This is a genomic window from Pedobacter caeni (assembly GCF_900129215.1).
Lineage (GTDB): Bacteria > Bacteroidota > Bacteroidia > Sphingobacteriales > Sphingobacteriaceae > Pedobacter > Pedobacter caeni.
Window position 1 is genome coordinate 1,207,543 of the sequence record NZ_FQUQ01000001.1, and the last position, 17,621, is coordinate 1,225,163.

At 42.0% G+C, this 17,621-nt stretch carries 8 protein-coding genes; 3 read left to right on the plus strand and 5 right to left on the minus strand.

The features are described from left to right. Window positions 1-71: 71 nt before the first annotated feature. The 3 genes from BUC20_RS05085 to BUC20_RS05095 all read right to left on the minus strand — a co-directional run bounded on the left by BUC20_RS05085 (window position 72) and on the right by BUC20_RS05095 (window position 5,037). The gene (locus BUC20_RS05085; protein WP_073228210.1) at window positions 72-3,299 is read right to left on the minus strand and encodes a TonB-dependent receptor; all 3,228 of its coding nucleotides are present in this window, start codon (window positions 3,297-3,299) and stop codon (window positions 72-74) included. A gap of 71 nt (window positions 3,300-3,370) precedes the next feature. Then, window positions 3,371-4,402 (minus strand): FecR family protein, encoded by a 1,032-nt coding sequence (locus BUC20_RS05090; protein ID WP_073228213.1) that lies wholly within the window; start codon window positions 4,400-4,402, stop codon window positions 3,371-3,373. Window positions 4,403-4,461: 59 nt separating this feature from the next. Then, a complete protein-coding gene (locus tag BUC20_RS05095) occupies window positions 4,462-5,037 on the minus strand; it encodes an RNA polymerase sigma factor (protein WP_073228216.1) in 576 nt (191 codons plus the stop codon). Between the two features lie 209 nt (window positions 5,038-5,246). Between BUC20_RS05095 and BUC20_RS05100 the strand changes: the two genes are divergently transcribed. Beyond that, on the plus strand, window positions 5,247-6,719 hold the full coding sequence (locus tag BUC20_RS05100) for a calcineurin-like phosphoesterase C-terminal domain-containing protein (RefSeq protein WP_073228218.1): 1,473 nt from the start codon (window positions 5,247-5,249) through the stop codon (window positions 6,717-6,719). Window positions 6,720-7,010: 291 nt separating this feature from the next. On the opposite strand, the gene BUC20_RS05105 is transcribed toward BUC20_RS05100, so the two are convergent. Beyond that, window positions 7,011-8,042 carry an alpha/beta hydrolase family protein gene (locus BUC20_RS05105; RefSeq protein ID WP_200800882.1) on the minus strand — a complete coding sequence of 344 codons (1,032 nt, stop codon included), beginning with the start codon at window positions 8,040-8,042 and terminating at the stop codon, window positions 7,011-7,013. Between the two features lie 178 nt (window positions 8,043-8,220). Continuing rightward, the gene (locus BUC20_RS05110; RefSeq protein WP_073228221.1) at window positions 8,221-12,063 is read right to left on the minus strand and encodes a TIM-barrel domain-containing protein; all 3,843 of its coding nucleotides are present in this window, start codon (window positions 12,061-12,063) and stop codon (window positions 8,221-8,223) included. An 876-nt stretch (window positions 12,064-12,939) separates the two neighbouring features. Here BUC20_RS05110 and BUC20_RS05115 point away from each other — a divergent pair. Then, window positions 12,940-16,032, plus strand: a complete 3,093-nt coding sequence (locus tag BUC20_RS05115) for a SusC/RagA family TonB-linked outer membrane protein (protein WP_073228224.1) — start codon at window positions 12,940-12,942, stop codon at window positions 16,030-16,032. 15 nt (window positions 16,033-16,047) lie between these two features. Beyond that, complete coding sequence (locus BUC20_RS05120) at window positions 16,048-17,559, plus strand: RagB/SusD family nutrient uptake outer membrane protein (protein ID WP_073228226.1); 1,512 nt, start codon at window positions 16,048-16,050, stop codon at window positions 17,557-17,559. The last annotated feature ends 62 nt before the right edge of the window (window positions 17,560-17,621 follow it).

The following is a 17,621-nucleotide window of genomic DNA, read 5'->3' on the forward strand; positions in this document are numbered from 1 at the left end:
CTGAAACCTTTGCCTGAAGGGGCAAAATTTCTATGCCTTCATCCTATCTCCCTTTTTTAATAATATTGCTCCTAGAAACTATACCTCAATCCAAGTTGGCCCCTCCACCTCGAATCAAAAGGTGCATTGATGAAGGATCCGTTTACCGGACTATAGCTATAGGTAGGTTTAGGGCTTCCTGCAACGATTGATGCCGGATCGATTCCTTTGTAGGCAAGAATGGAACCACTTAATGTGGCTGGCAATTGTGCGGTGGTGATGGAAGGCAATTTAACCAGTCCCCAGTTTTTATTCAGGAGGTTACTGAAATTGAACACATCAAACGTGATTTGAAGGTTGTGTTTTTTTCCTCCTGCATTGATTAAGATGTCTTGTGCAAGGTGAAGGTCGAAGATGTGCGACCAGGGTGTTCTTGCTCCGTTCCTTTCTGCCATTTGTCCGCGGTGTTTGCTTAGATATGGATCTTGTTCTATAAAAGCATTCAACTGCTCCCAGATTTCTGCAGGTGTGCGTTTATCAGATGCATTGTTGGGTACTAAAATAATGTCCTTGGCGCTGGCAGGGATATACATGGCATCATTTTGTGTCTGTCCGTCGTTATTGACATCGGAGTTCAGACGGTAGGTATAAGGAAGACCAGATTGTCCGTTATAGACCAGACCGATGGTTGTTGCAAAGTTTTTCAGGTACTCAAAACGGTACGACAGGGTTCCGATGATGCGGTGATTCAGGTTCCAGTCTGAAGCTGTTAACCCCGGAAGATTGGGGTTGTTTCCAATCGTATTGTTTCTGAAGTTGGTGGAAGCGATGGTGGAGTTCATGCTCGAGATGTCTTTCGATTGCGCATAGGTATAGGCGATGCTACCGGAAACACCTTCTGCAACGTTACGCTGCAATTGGGCAGTAAGGCTATATTGATATCCTTTATTGGTATTTGTAAGCAGGAAGACATTGGTGTATTCCGGGTATTTTAAGCGGCCGTTTCCTGCCGGGTAAAGGTCTCTTCCTTCTCCGGCAAACTTATCTTTTGGCTCGACAAGGTTCAGGTCTTTGATGTATGGAGCATTCATTTCTTTGCCGTAGATTCCTTCCAGTGTGGCGGTAAATCCATAAGGGAGTTTTTGATCTATAGCGAAATTTGACCTCCAGACCTGAGGCATCTTAAAGTTGGGATCAGTAAGGTCGATCTCTGAAGTAGCTACAGTGGAAGTTCTTGGCTGATTGTTCACATCTGCATCAAACCTGATTCCTGCTGCTGCAGCACCGTTGGCATTAATTCTGCCGAGGTCAACACCGGAATTGTTATATGCATTTCCAAGCCATACATAAGGCAACCTACCGGTAAAGATTCCGGTTCCTCCGCGAAGAATGGTATTGCCATCGTTGTTGATGTCGTAATTAAAACCGATCCTTGGAGAGAAAAGCAGTTTTGACTTTGGCTGTCTGCTGGTTTTATAACCTTCAGCACGGAAGGAATTGGCAAACTGCTCATTTTCTAAAGGCTTGTCCAGGAATACAGGGATATCTACACGAAGACCTCCGGTTAGCTTTAAGCCTTCCATCGCTGTATATTCATCCTGTACATAGAATCCGAGTTGCATGGCCCTGAAAACTGAGGTTGGAATCTTTACATCCGGGATTTTTGAATAGGTAAGCTGATAAATTGAGGGAGCCTGTCCTTTGGTAAAAGCATCGAGACCTGGAAAGGTATAATTTCCCCAGACATTCTGGATAAACAGGTTGTCGAATTTAAAAAACTCATTCTGGGTACCAATGGTAAAATGGTGGTCGTTGTGAATGATATCCAGGTTATCCGTAAGCTGGAAAAGGTGTTGCTTCTGACGGGCAGAAGGCGAATATCCTTCTGTTCCGGCTACAAGTGTTTTGCTGGCATCAAGCTGGATCGTTACCTGAGGAAAAGGACTTCCTGGAATCTCCCGGTTGTCCCTCACATTGGAATACCCGACAATCAGGTTGTTCACTACTGTGTTCGAAAAATAGGTATTCAATTCTGCTACCGTTATGTTTGTTTTGTTGGTCTGAATGTATTTATTGTTCTCAAAACGAAGTGAGTTGATGCCATTACTGATGTCATCGCGCTTGCCATTCACATAATTATGGCGAAGGGTTAACCTGTTTTTGGAATTGATCAGATAGTCAAAACGGACAAAGAATTTCTCACTGTTTGTTTTTTTGCTGATGTCTTCAAACTTGCCGGGATCATAGTTATAAGTGTTTTTCAGGGTATTGTAAAAGGTTTGAGCCATCTCTAAAGGAATCTGAGATTCATTTGAAGTCCCTGCTCCCCTGTTTGCCTGGTATAATAATGGTTCGTCCCGGCGACTGATCTCTGCATTCGCAAAGAAGAACAGCTTGTCTTTAATCACCGGCCCGCCTAAACGGAAACCATACTGATAATCCGTAAAATCGTTAAACTTCGTTCTTTTATCATCCGGACTTTTGCCTACAAGATTTTGATTTTTGCCATAAGTGTATACCGAGCCTGTAAAGGTGTTTGTACCACGACGGGTGACGGCATTAATCCCTGCACCGGTAAAACTCCCCTGTTTCACATCAAATGGAGCAAGTACCACCTGGATCTCATCAATCGCATCTAAACTGATCGGCTGTGTACCTGCCTGACCTCCCGGTGCGCCTGTTGTCGTTCCCCCGCCTACACCATAGCCCATGATGTCGTTGTTTTGCGAACCATCAATCTGAATGTTGTTGTAGCGGTTGTTCCGGCCGCCAAATGATAAGCCTGAGGATTGTGGGGTAAACCTGGTATAATCTGACAAGGACCTGTTCAATGAAGGATAACGATCGATGTCTTTTCTGCTGATGTTATTCGAAGCACCTGTCTTCGCCAGGTTTCTGGAAGATCCTGACCGCTGTGCTTTTACCTCTACCGCCTGAAGCTCCTGGTTTTCTGAACTCATGTACACTTTGATGGCATAAACCTGTCCGAGCGACAGGAACACGTTGTTTTCTGTATAACTGTGATTACCTACATGGCGTACTTCAATGCGGTAAGGACCACCAACAGGTAGGTTTTGCAGGTTAAAAGAACCTTTATCTGAAGTTTTGCCCTCAAAGCGGGAATTTGCAGGAAGGTAAGTAACAATGATGCCTGCTCCGGAAAGCGGAACATTGGAATTGTCAAATACAAAACCCTTTATTCCTGAGGATGTAGCACCCTGGGCCCTTGCCGAAACATGGCTGAATAATAATGTACTGAATACCAATAAGGCCAATGCAATGGGCAATAAACAATGACGTAATCCTGATCTGTTTTTCATGTTTGAATAATTTGTCTGTGCTGTTATTTTGTCGTTCTTGTTATGGATGATCTATGTTATGGATGATCTGGTTATGGGTAAGATTTGAATACTACCTTCTGACCCTTGATTTCGTATTGCATCCCGGTTTTCGCTTTTATTTCGTCCAGAATGATTTCCAGCGATTTTCCCTTGGTACTCATCGTAATCTGCAACCTTGCTAAAGTTTCATCTTCCAGTTGGATGCTCAAATGGAACTGCTCTTCAAGGGCAACGAGAACCTGTTGTAATGGAGTTTCGTTAAAGGCCAATGCAGAAGTTGTACCTGGTATGGATTGCGATGCTGCTGTGTTTTTAGTTTCTTTTTGTGGTGTGTTTTTGGTTAAGGTCCCTGTATTCTGAATAAAGACGGCTTCTTCCCTTGGCAAGAGGAATACAGTAGCCGTATGCTCCCCTTTTACACCAACCTTACCCGTTTTTACTTTCACCCTGACGTTGCCGGTAGGCCTTCCTGCATCTACCCAGAATGAAGTTCCCAGAACCACAGTTTGAACAGCTCCGCTATGCACGATAAATGGATGCTGAACATCATGTTTAACTTTGAAAAAAGCTTTCCCATTCAGCTTTAACTCTCTTTTCTGCTGAACAAAATGAGCGGCATATTGTACAGATGCCCCTGGATATAAAGTGACGATAGAAGAATCGGGTAAGGTGATTTCCTTGTTTTGCTTTCCATCATTGTGAAAGTCTATAATTTTAACAGCCGACACCTGAATGGCAGAAGGTAGTTCCTGAAGCTCAGCCTTTGGCTGAGGAAACAACATCCATAAAAGCAGAAAAGGAAATAAAGCCGCTGCAATACGTACAGACCAGGTAGAGAAATTCTTCTTTACCCTTTCACGCTTCAGAATGGATGCTTTCAGGTCTTCAAAACCAGAACTGGTATTTTTAGCTGGTTCTGAAATCTGTTGTTCCAGGTAGTCCAGGTGTGCGTCAAGGAAAACATCCTGTTCTTCCTTAGTGCAGGTACCAAGCCAGTCCAAAACCTGCTGATGCTGCATTTCATCCAGTGTATTCTGGAAAAACCGGGCAATTATTTCTTTTGTAAATGGAGTATTCTTCATGTCGATATGAAGCTATACGGATCCGCCTACCCGCAACCCTACCCTGATTGCAAAAAAAATTAAAGTTTTAGCAAAAGAAAGAAAATCAGCAGTTGCTGATCTTTGAAAACACCTCTTAAGAAACGTAAGGTTTTTGTAAGGTGCTTTTCTACCGCTTTCAGGGAGATGTTCAACTGATCTGCAATTTCCTTGTTGCTGAACTGCTGTGCCCTGCTGAGCTCAAAGACTTCCTGATTTCTCTTCGGTAACTTCATCAGAACCGAAGAAACCATCCGTTGGTAATCGGCATAGATGATCTGATCAAGTGTGCTGTGGTCTGCTTCCGTACCCGCCGGACGGAGTGTCCATACTTTCTCCTGATACCTGCTCTGACGTAAAGCATCAATGGTTAGATTTTTCGCGATGGTATAGATCCAGTTTTTTGTACTCCTGGCGCCATCAATATGTTTTCTTTTCTCCCATATTTTCAGAAAAGTACATTGAATCATATCTTCCGCCAGGTCATGATCCCTGCAATAAGCATACAGGAACTGATGTAACTGCTGCTCATATAAACGATAGAAATATCCCAGGGCTTCGACGTTTCCGTCTTTCAGTTCCTGAGCCGCATGCCTGTCGTCTGTAAATAATTCCATGGATCCCCCCGTAAATTTTTGTCAAAATTATTCAGTTCCCATCCGCCGGAGGTTCAGTAATCATTATCAAATTATTATATCCTTTCCCAAAAAATGAGGCGATTTCGGGAGATGCTTAATGAATTGTTAATCTAAACCTAACAAGGATCAACGGGTAAGTATTTTAGTTTTGCAGCATCCGGAATCCCCCTCCTGAAAAATCAATAATTATGGAAAAAAGAAGATCCTTTCTTAAAAATATCGCCTTATTAGGCACAGCACTTAGCGCCCCAACAATCGTTTTTGCAGATACCAAGTCATTCATCAGCCCTGCTGTTAAAGACCGCCTGGTAAAAGGAAAAGTGGATGATCACCGTAAAGGTCTTTCCGGTATTCAGGTGACAGATGGTTTTTCGATCGTAACTACTGATGATAAAGGATCATTCTCACTGGAAACAGATCCACGCGCCGAATTTATTTACCTCTCGACCCCCGCAGGATATGAATTTAATCAGGAATCCGGCATCGCACAGTTTTATAAGCCCATATCTGCCAAGGATTTTAACTTCAGCATCAGAAAACTAAGTAAGGACGACAATGAACATATGTTTGTCGTATGGGCAGATCCACAAGTGCAAACCGATGCTGATGCCCAAAATATATTAACTCAGGCCGGTCCGGATCTGGCAAAACTCAAATCTTCTTATCCTGAAGGCACCTTGATTCATGGCATTTGTGCAGGAGATATCGTATGGGACCAGTTCAGGTTATTTAAAGATTATAAGAAAAGCATTGGCCAGTCGGGCATTCCTTTCTTTCAGGTGATTGGAAATCATGATATGGACCTTGATGTACGTACTGATGATTTGTCAGCAGCCACTTTTAAGCAGAACTTTGGACCTTCTTACTATTCTTACAACAGAGGGAAAATTCATTATGTGGCGCTGGATGATGTTTTCTTTCTCGGAACAGGCAGACGTTATATCGGTTATTTTACTGAAAATCAATTGTCCTGGCTGGAACAGGATCTTAAACATGTATCTCCCGGGACAACAATCGTACTCACAGTTCATATTCCTACCAATACGGGACAGAAAAGAAGATATGAGCTTAAAGATGATGACATCGCCAATGTCGTGGCAAACAGGGAGCAGTTGTATAAATTATTGAAACCTTATCAGAGTTATATTTTATCCGGTCACACGCATTTTAATGAACATATTGTAGAAGGAAACAGACATGAAATTGTTCACGGGGCAATCTGTGGCGCCTGGTGGAGTGGTGAAATTTGTTATGACGGTACACCTAAAGGATATGGTGTATATGAGGTAAAAGGAAATGAACTGAGCTGGTATTATAAGGGTGTGGGTAAGGAGAAAACACATCAGATCAGGGTTTATGACCGTAATAATAAAGCAAAACCGGGGCAAGTGGTTGCCAATGTATGGAACTGGGATTCCTCCTGGGAGATCAGTTGGAAAGAAGATGGTGTAATGAAAGGCGCAATGACGCAGTTTTCAGGGAAAGATCCAATGGCGATTGACTTGTATGAAGGTAATGTTAGACCTGTAGAACAGCCCTGGGTTGAACCGATCCTTACGGATCATTTGTTTTATGTGAATCCTTCTGCTACGGCGAAGAGTGTTGAAGTTAACGCTAAAGATAGATTTGGAAATTTGTATTCGGAAGGGATAACGCTTTAGAATGTATTTCGTTCTCTGGAAATTAAGGTCCTTTGATTAAAAAAAGAGAGATGTTTTCAGGCTGAAACCTTTGCCCGAAGAGGGCAAAATTTCTAGGCCTTCACCCTATCTCGCTTTTTTTAATAATTACCCATGGAGTTTTGGTTCTCTGCATGGGGGATATCTATATGAAGTATACCTTTATGGAGCATACCTTTATGAGGAATATCTTTATGAAGTATACCATTATGGAGCCTACCTTTATGAAGGATATCTACATGGAGAATATCTAAATCGAGCAGATATTATTTTTTATTCCTGAGCTTTATTTATAAATGTAGAAATCGCATTTAAAGAGCATTTCACATAGGCACTCCTGCCCATCAGGACATACAAATAGTTTTTCCAGGCCGGCCATTGACCAGATAATTGATAGTTGAAATGATTAGCTTTTAGAAGTCCATGCGTTGCATTGGGGTAAACTATGATGTGCGTGTCTTTTCTGTTGTTGGTGATTTTTTTATACAAATGAGCGTTTACATTGGCATCAAGGTTTAAATCGTTTTCCCCCCACATGGCCAGTAGCGGGCCTTTCATGGTTAAAATGTCGGCCCTGGAATCTGACTTATAGTTTCTTACCACAAATTCAAAGCGATCGGCCGCCATGCCAGTTGCTTTTATCTTTTCAGGATTGCGGGTAATAAACATATCTTCATCTGAACGTCTGATTTCACTGGCAATTTTTTCAATCTGCCCTGGATCTTTACCTTCCAGTTCTAATCTCTTTCTGGTATAAAAAGCACCTTGATCCATCCAGTTAACGGCTCCACCAATGATGATTGAAAAGGCAGGAGCCTGCATCGTTGCCGCTTTTGGAATCACCCACCCACCTTGGGAGAAACCCAGATAGCCAATTTTCTGAGGATTCGCTTTTTCATTTGATACTAAATATTTGAAAGCATCTACAGCTTCTACGGCTCTATCTTCAATGGATTGATCCAGCCAGTTGCCTTTACTATTTCCAACACCCTTTTTATCCCAGGAAAACACAGCTATTCCCTGTTCAACTAAATGATGTATCATTGGGAGATATCCTCCTCCTGAATACCTGTCTTGTACACCATCTCCATGTACAAACAGCGCAACTGAGGTATGATGATCAAGTCCTTTTTCAGGAATAAACAGCGTCCCTGATACGCTATCTCCCTGACTATTAAAATTGATTTGTTTTGACCTTAGATTACTGGTCTCAAAATCTTCACTGCCCGTGTAGAATAAATAACCGAACACTATTATAAACAGCAGAATTATAATTCCTATTATTTTCCAGGTAATTGGTTTCATCGTATTTTTTTGTTCAAAATTATTGTAATTGGAGTGATCACATAAAACCTTTCCCCCTCAAATATCATTTTTAAGGTTTAAACTGACTGAATATCTTTCTGAAATGAAGTTAAAGGCCATAAAAAAGCCGTTCCATAATTACTTATGAAACGGCATGTTGTAAGTTTGATGGTTTACGCTAAAAGCGAACCGTATTTAGATTCTTGTCTACCAGGAATCCTTCAACTACTTTAAGGTCAAATTTCACTTTACGTTTAGCTTTTAACTTTAATACGAACAAATCTGAGTTGCCGTTTAAAGTCTCTTTGTTGCCTACGTTAACGAAAGTTGGATACAACACCTTATCACCATTGGTGTGAAGCCTGTCGTTGGTCAGGTTCTCCATTTGTTTGACGTTGAGGTTTTGTACAGCTACGAATTCATAGTCCTGAGAAAGGTATGGCAATGCAAAGCTGATTGCGTTTACCGATTTCAGATTGAGTCCTTTTACTTTAATCTCGACGATTTCATCTTTGTTATAATTTGGCTTTGCGGTGCTGATCTGGATTTTACCTGCAACCTTTTCATTTTTATTGCTTTCTACTCCACCATCTAGTTGCGTAGCTGCAACAGAGATATCGTAAGCATCAATAAGGTTGTTTTTGTTGATGTCACCATTGCTGATGTATCCCTCGAAATCTGCATCACCTTTTTTCAGTCCGGTATAATTGGTGTATGAGGTCAGGTCATTTCTGTCAATCAGACGATCGTTGTTGATGTCGCCGGGAAGATAGCTTTCTGTTCCAGGAACTTTGAATACATACAACTCTCTGCCAGACCCGAAGCCTCCAACTCCATCAGCTACCGCAATTTTGATATATCTCGCGGTTGGGTGGTTGGCGAAGTTGAATACTTTCACATCTTCTGCATTTTTCCATTCAAATGAACCTGCTTCTGTCCAGTTTTCTTTATTATTGCTGTAGAACACCTTGCCTTTTAGCAGGATTCCATTTCCTCTTCCTCTCCGTGGCAGGTAATGGAATTTCTCCAGTTGATTGATTGATTTCAGGTCCATGATGATGTCGAAAGGAACAGATTTTACGCCCCATTTGGTATGCCACATGTTGCCTTCGTCATAATCAAACAATTTATCTATTCCTGATTCTTCCTGGTTTTCTGCAGTGGTTTCGGCTGTGATTCCGGAAATGGCAAACTCCAAAGGATTAGATTTTGTGGTTGCCTTTAACTCAGTCCAATCCGAAGCGCCGTCTTTGTTAACCGCGCGTAATTTGAATTCATAATTTGTTTCTGCCAGTAAACCGTCAAACAATAAGGTGGTATCCTTAATGGTGGTATAATGCATGCCATTGAAATCTATTTCATAGAAATCTGCATGGTCAACCTTGTTCCATGTTGGTTTTAAGGTGTACGCTTCGGTGTTTTTTTCTGTTACACGGGCATTTGCCGGAGGGGTTAATTTTCCAGATGAAACGCGATGCTGATCTGCAGGTTCAAATTTAAACCCTTCTACCGTAACTGCAACAGGATTCAAGGTAATGTCTGTCTTTGCCAGTTTAACCAGTACCTGTGCATTTTTTGCAATGATCACTTTCTCAAACTCACTACCTTTGGTAGCAAACTTATTCAGGTTCGGTTTTGCTTCATAGAAATAAACATCCGCTCCTTTAAGGTAGTCGGCCATTGAGTTAACTTCGGTCAGGCGGATTTTGTTCTTTCCAATTTTAGCGGAAAGGTTCTTTGGTTTTTCAGTGACGTTTATTCTCAGTTCTGTCGCTTTTTCTTTGGCGAAACCATTAAAATCACCCTTAGCAGGATGAATGGTGACGGTCACTTTGCCTTTGTCCTGTTCTGATTCAATCAGTGTTGAAGCACCTTTACCCAGTTTATATTCTTCTGTGGTACCGTCATCGTCGTATTCTGTAAAAGATGTTTTTCCAGCCGGGTAAAGCTCATAGATGCGAAGACCTTTATTTATTTCTGTTACGTTGTTGTTTGGGTTTGCCATCGGGATGATCGCTCCGCTTTTAACAAAGAGTGGCAATTTCCAAAGGGGAGCATCAAAAGTATTCAGGATGCTGTTTCCGGCATATCGCTCTCCGGAGAAATAATCGATCCACAGACCTTCAGGCAAGTATATTCCATTGCGGATGTCATTCCCTTTATCATCTGATTTGGTGGCCTGATAAATCGGTGCCACCAGGAAATTTGGACCGTACAGGTATTGGTATTGGGTTGCTGTACCTTGGGTATACGCATTCGGATATTCCAGGAACATCGCTCTGATCATCGGCAAACCGTCAACAGCTGCTCTGGAAATGCTATACGCATAAGGCATCAACTCTGATTTGAGTTTTAAATAATTGCGGTTAATAGAGGTAACGGGTTCAGCCAGGGCATGAGGATATTTTTCATTCGCTCCCCAGCCATCCATGTTCAACTCCATTGGAGTAAAGGTTTTCCATTGGAAATCTCTGGTATTGATGGCTGCATTTTTACCGCCAAAGATGCCGTCCATATCGGAAGTAATATTGGGTTGGCCAGATAAACCTGAGCCAATATAGGTTGGGATATGGAAACGGATATATTCCCAAACTCCGCCGGTTTGATCGCCTGACCACACTCCTGCATATCTTTGAGTACCTGCCCAGCCATCCAGAGAGATAATGAAAGGCCTGTCGTTATTCCCATAATAAGGCATGATATGCCCCACATCGGCCACCCCATTCAGTCCGAATGAATATCCAGCCCCTACCCAGGCTACATCGGTTTTTAAGACCCGGACACCAGCATCTCTTACTTCTTTGATGATGTCCCGTTGGAGCAGGGGACTTACCTCTGCTTTGGGATGCAGGTCAGACTGAGTCCAGAGGCCGATTTCCACCCCATTTTTACGGGCGTAATCGCCTAAGCTTTTTAGGTTTTGGATATTTCCATCCAGGCTTTCCGTTTGTCCGTAACCGGCACCATAACCATCGTTAGGAAGCAGCCAGCCAAAAGGCATGTCGTTTTTCTTATACCTGTCGATCACTGCACGTGCAGAAAACTGATAATTGTTCTTTTCGCCATTGAGGGATTCTTTTACCCCTCCATTGTCTTTCTGGCTTTCCTTGTAGCGTTTTCCATCTTCAAACAAAATTCCTTTCTCATCTTCTTTCCAGAAATCGCGGTTGTAAGCATTCAGATGTCCCTGATAAAAACCAAACTTTGGCAATAATATAGGGTTACCAGTCAGCTGATAAAAGTCGTTCAATAGGGCGGAAGCTCCATCGCTCACCATAAAAAAAGCATCCAGATAATCGGAGTCATGAGATAGCTTTACCAATCCTTTTTCCTTAGCTCCAAAATCATATTTTCCTTTTTTGAAGGTATGCCACATCATTCCATATCCATTGGAAGACCAGTAAAAAGGTGTTGGAGAAGCAACACCCCCATCTGTCCAGCTGTTTTGGTTTTCAATAGAAATGGCTTTTCCTTTATGAGAGAAACGGCCATTTTGAACGCCACCACCATAAAAGTATTCCTGAGGATATTCCTTTAAAGTGAGGGTTACCTTTCCTTTTTCAAAACTGATCGGTGCTGCTTCTTCTAATACAATCGCTTTAGTAGCCTGGTTAATCACTTTTAACAGTGAGGTGTTTTTATCGATCAGGACGGTGATCTTGTCCGTAGAAATGGTAATCTGATTGCCCTGGTCAGTAAATTCCAGTTTTGAAACCGGTCTTCTTGGGTTTTCTACTAATATTTTTGCTTCAGGTTTTGCTTCAGGATCACGGATAAATCCTCCGGAGTTGTCCTGGAACAGCCTGAACATGTTTCCCCCGTAGAAATCGAGTGTTAATCTTTGGTTATCGGAAAACAATAATTCTATGGATGTCGAATTGATTTTTTTTGCGCTGATCACTTTCTGATTTCGCTGCATGGCTTGTTCCACGATGTTCATTTTTGGCATTGCCGATGCTGGGATATAAGCACCTAGTAAAGGGAAAGCAAGCGCAAGTAAAACTGTGTTTTTTCTTCTCATTATTCTTGTAATAGGTTTTCTCTGAGTTTTTTATGGATACAAATAAATTTGTATACTGTGGTTATCCCAGATGTTTGTGTGTTGTAGGCCGAATATAGGAATTATGGGTATAAATCTACAGCCAGCCCTGAACCACCGGTACTCCCAGATGCAATAATTGCCTTAATTGGCCTCCTGAGCGATTTGTTTCTTAAAGCTATAGCTTTTAATGACGATTCTGAATATCCTGAAAACAGCCTCTAATGGCAGTTTGACTGCCTTTTCAGCACATCATCCCATTTTGCAAACGATTGCGTAGATATTGTAGCTGAATGACTGATCAGCGCCTCTTAATCCTGCTCTTCATAGCCGTCGTTCCCAGACCGAACTGACACGTAATACACTAAATAAGAGCATATTGACGTTTTATTTCATTTTAAGTAAAATGCAAGCTGAGCTAATACTGCCAAAATTAAAACAGAAATATCAATCGTTTGCGCAGAAATGAATGGAAAGATCTCCCTGTGTGGCAGTCCAAAAGCTCTTATGACAATTCTTTGATGGTTTTTACTTAAAGTCTACAGATTTAGTAGTATTTTTATTTATCTTTGCAGGCGAAACGAATAATACGTACAAGTAAAGAGACATTATGAATAATTTTCTACTCCACCCCTATCAGATTGCTGACTTCACAGCGAGCTTAATCCACAACACCAGCTCAACACATCGAATGTGTTGCTGTATGGCTTAATCCTTCCTTAAACGATATCTAAAAGGCACAAGCAGGAATTTATACTGCTAAAGGAAAACTATTGTCAAAAATTTCCGTTTCAGGAAATTTTCAACGTAAACAAATTATTATCTTACAGTAATCATTCACTAAACAACAAATTTCTGATGAAAACGAAATTATCTATTTTATTTCTTTTGTTCTTCATTCAATTTGCCAAGGCCCAGGAGGTATATAACGTCTCGGGTAAAGTAATTGAAAAAGGAACCAAGCTCCCCCTGCCTGGGGTGAGCATCCTGATTAAAGGAACCAAGTTGGGAACAACGACGGACCAATCAGGTAACTTTAACCTGAAGCTGAGTAAAGCTCAGGAAACGCTTACCTTTTCTTTCCTTGGTTTTGCCAGTCAGGATCTCATTGCCAATGCCGGACAGAACTTAAGCGTAGTATTAACCGATGCGTCGAATGAACTGGATGAAGTGGTGGTGGTTGCCTATGGTACGACAAAGAAAAGGGACATTATCGGAGCCGTTTCCCGAATCACAGGAGATCAGCTTCAGAACAGGCAGGTATCCAACATCACTAAAGCATTGCAAGGCCTGGCACCCGGTGTTCAGGCTGTTGCTGCCAGCGGGCAACCTGGTACATCTGCCACTATTCGTATCCGCGGAATTGGCTCTATCAATGCTTCCAGTGATCCTTTGTATGTGGTAGATGGAAACCCGTTTTCAGGTGATTTAAGTTCCATCAATCCGAACGATATAGAATCTATCAGTATTCTTAAGGACGCTGCTTCCAGTGCATTGTATGGTTCCAGAGGTGCTAATGGTGTAATTATCGTCACCACTAAGACCGGAAAAAAAAATGGAGAAACCCAGATCAGTGCAAGTTTAAGTCAGGGAGTTTCCAAACGCGGAGTAAAAGATTACGAGCAGGTAACTACGAATGAGTATTTTGAAAGTTATTGGTTAGCAGCAAAGAACAAACTAAGAGTCTCGAACCCGACTTTTACAGATGAAGCACTGGGACTTGCTGCCGGCAGGCAGTTGATTACAGACCTGGGCATCAACCCTTACGGTCAAAACTATCCAATTCCGGTAGGATTGGACGGAAAGATCGTTCCCGGAGCGACTCCTTTATGGGACAATGATTGGGGAAAAGCGACCCAACAAACCGCCCGGAGAACTCAGGCAGACCTCAGCTTTAACGGAGGTTCGGAGAAAAGCCAGTATTACATTTCCGGTGGCTACCTTGACGACAGAGGGATTGCACTGGCTTCAGGATATAAACGTTACAGCGCCAGAATCAACCTGACTACACAAGCAAAAAAATGGCTTACCGCCGGCTTAAACGTTTCTGCTGCAAACTCAGTACAGGATTATCCGACTTCGGAAGACAGCAACACGGCTAACGTAATTCAATACTCAAGAGCAATTCCAAGCTTTTACCCTATTTTCGAACGCAATCCTGATGGATCCTTTAAGTTAGATGTAAATGGAAATAAAGTTCCTGATTTTGGGGCTTACCGCCCTGCTTCGGCCATTCCAAGAAGTAACCTTCCCGCAACAGTAGGATTAGATAAATCTGAAATCATGAAGGATAATGTTTCTGCAAGGGCATTCCTTGAAGCAACGATCATTCCTGAGCTAAAATTCAAAACCACTTACAGCAGTGATTATCTGAACAATAACACCCATAGTTACACGAATCCTTTATTAGGAGATGGAGTGACGACCGGAGGAGATGTTTCTAAAAGTAACAGCAGAACCTATTCCTGGACCTGGAATAACATCCTCACTTATGAGAAAACCTTTAAAGAAGACCATCACCTGAACTTATTGGCAGGTCAGGAATTTTATAAATTTAATTATAGAGTCATTTCCGGTTCGAGACAGCGCTTTGTACTCCCGGGTTTTGATGAGCCTGATGCTGCTGCACAACTCACCGGTTTTAATGGAAACTCCACTGAATACGCCCTGCTAAGTTTCTTGGGAAGAGCAGAATATGATTACAAAAAACGTTATTTCTTTTCTGCTTCCCTAAGGTCTGATGGCAGTTCAAGGTTCTCCCCTGCTAAACGATGGGGAACATTCTGGTCGCTGGGAGCTTCCTGGAAAATCTCAGAAGAAGCTTTCCTGAAAGAAACACCATGGTTAAGTACATTGACCCTGAGAAGCAGCTACGGTGCACAGGGAAATGACAATCTCGGAACCTATTTTGCGCATAAAGGCACTTCCATCATTAAGCCTAATCTTGGCGAAAGCGGACTGGTGACTTCAAGACTGGAAACTCCGGGCTTACTATGGGAAACCAATCTGAACTTAAATATAGGTTTTGATTTTGGCTTGTTCAAAGACCGCATCAGCGGTACAATAGAGTATTTCGACAGAAGATCCAAAAACTTGCTGTTTAGCAGGCCTATAGCACCTTCATTAGGATATAGTGCTATCGATGATAATGTTGGCGCTTTAAAAAATGTAGGTATTGAGGTTCAGCTAAATGCAGTTCCGGTACGTACCACAGACTTCAGGTGGACCATCGGTCTGAATGCGACCCATTATAAAAATACGATCACAGACCTTCCGCAAAAGGAGATTAAAACCGGAAGCAAGATCATGTATATTGGCGGTACTTCTTCTGATTTCTTCCTTAGAGAGTGGGCTGGTGTAAATCCTGAAAACGGAGACCCTCAGTGGTACAGAACTGACGATAAAGGAAATAAGGTATTGACAAATGTTTATTCCAGTGCAACACCATATATTCAGGAGACCTCTTTACCGGTTCTTACGGGTGGTATTTCAAATACTTTCAACTATAAGGAATTTGAGATTTATGCCCTGCTATCTTATAGCATCGGTGGGAAGATCCTTGATGGGGATTACATGGGATTAATGCATGCAGGAAGATCCATCGGCCGTCCATGGTCAAAAGAAATTCTTACCCACTGGACTCCGGAAAACCGTAATACTGATGTACCAAGGTTAATTACCGACGATGCAGGATGGGCCCAGGCTTCCACAAGATTTTTATACAGTGCAACCTATGCACGTCTGAAAAACCTGACTGTTGGTTACAGTTTACCTAAGTCTATAGCGAGCAAATGGGGATTGTATAACTTAAAGCTAACCCTTACGGGAGAGAACCTGCTTACTTTCTATGGACATAAAGGAATGGATCCGGAGCAAACCATCGGAGGGACAACCTATTTCAGGTATCCTTCAATGAAGACTTTCTCTGCAGGTCTTAACCTTACTTTCTAATTTAAACTTACAACGATGAACTTAAAGAAAATTACATATATAACTGCTGCAGCCTTTCTACTACCCTTTCTGGGCTGCAAAAAAGCACTGGATACCAGTCCGACAAATGCAGTAGAATCTTCTGCTATTTATACCAACACGGCAAACATTGAAACGGTTCTGAATGGCACATGGGCCTATATGCATGAGACTTTTTTCACTTTTGCAAATCCTGGTTATTCTACCCTTTTAAGAATGAGTGATGCCATGGGTGATGATGTTGCTATTATCCAAAACAAATATGGATACGCAGACTCCTATAATTTTACCCATGCGTCAAATACAAGTCGTCTGGGCGCCATATGGACCCTCAATTATAAAGTAATTGACAACTGCAATAACATCATCACTAAAATTGATGCTGCTTCCGGATCTGATGCCGACAAAGCAAGGATTAAAGGACAGGCATTGGCGTTAAGGGCCAATAGCTATTTGAGCCTGGTCACTTATTATCAGTTCAATTACCAGGTAAATCCCTTAGCAAAAGGAGTTCCGCTATACACAGAACCAACCACGCCCAATTCAGTACCCAAGGCAAAGTCCAGTCTTGAAGACATCTATAAACAGATTGTTTCAGACTTAACTCAGGCTGCTAAATCTCTGCCGGCTTACAACCGTCCGAATACAACCAAATACAAAATCAACATCGATGTTGTACATGGTTTGCTTGCCAGAACTTATCTGAATATGGGTAAATGGGACCTCGCTGCACAGGAGGCACTGGAAGCTAAGAAAAATTACAGCTACATGCCTGTTGCTGAATATGCCAATGGATTTAATGACCTTAAAAACAGTGAATGGATCTGGGGTCAGGGACAACAGGCTGATCAAAGTAATGCAAGTTATAATTTCCATTATATTGATGTGACCACCAGTGCTTCATATTATTACAGCTTTATGGCGGATCCGAACTTTCTAAAGCTCTTTGACGCTACCGATATCAGGACTAAATTGTTCTTATGGGATGGATTACCAGGAAGAGAAGGTTACCTTCGCTATCAGAAATTCAAATTCCGCCCGGATGTAACGGCTGATATTGTACTAATGAGATCAGCAGAAATGACCCTTATCGCTTCTGAAGGCTATGCCAGAAGTGGTGATTTGTCTAAAGCAGCAACAATTCTGAATGAGTTACTCAGCGCCAGACAAGCAAGTCCTTTTATCCTGGGATCAAAATCCAAAGAAGAAGTGATTAACGCCATTCTTATAGAAAGAAGAAAGGAACTTTGGGGAGAAGGTTTCTCATTGTCAGATATCTTAAGAACGCAAACTGCTGTGGTTAGACTCCCTGCTCTTGGTGCAGACGGACAACCACTAAAAGTAACAGTAACTACCCCTGATGGTAAAACTAAAGAGGTATTAGCGAAACAACATACCACGCTTAAATTCCCTGATAAAGTTAATCCCGATTTTGTACCGAATAGTCCGTATTATCTGCTTCCTCTGCCACAGGCGGAATTAGATAACAACCCAAATATTAACAATTAAGCTTGATTTTTGCTTATTGAACAGCCCTGGAATTTAGATTTCAGGGCTTTTTTTTTTACCGC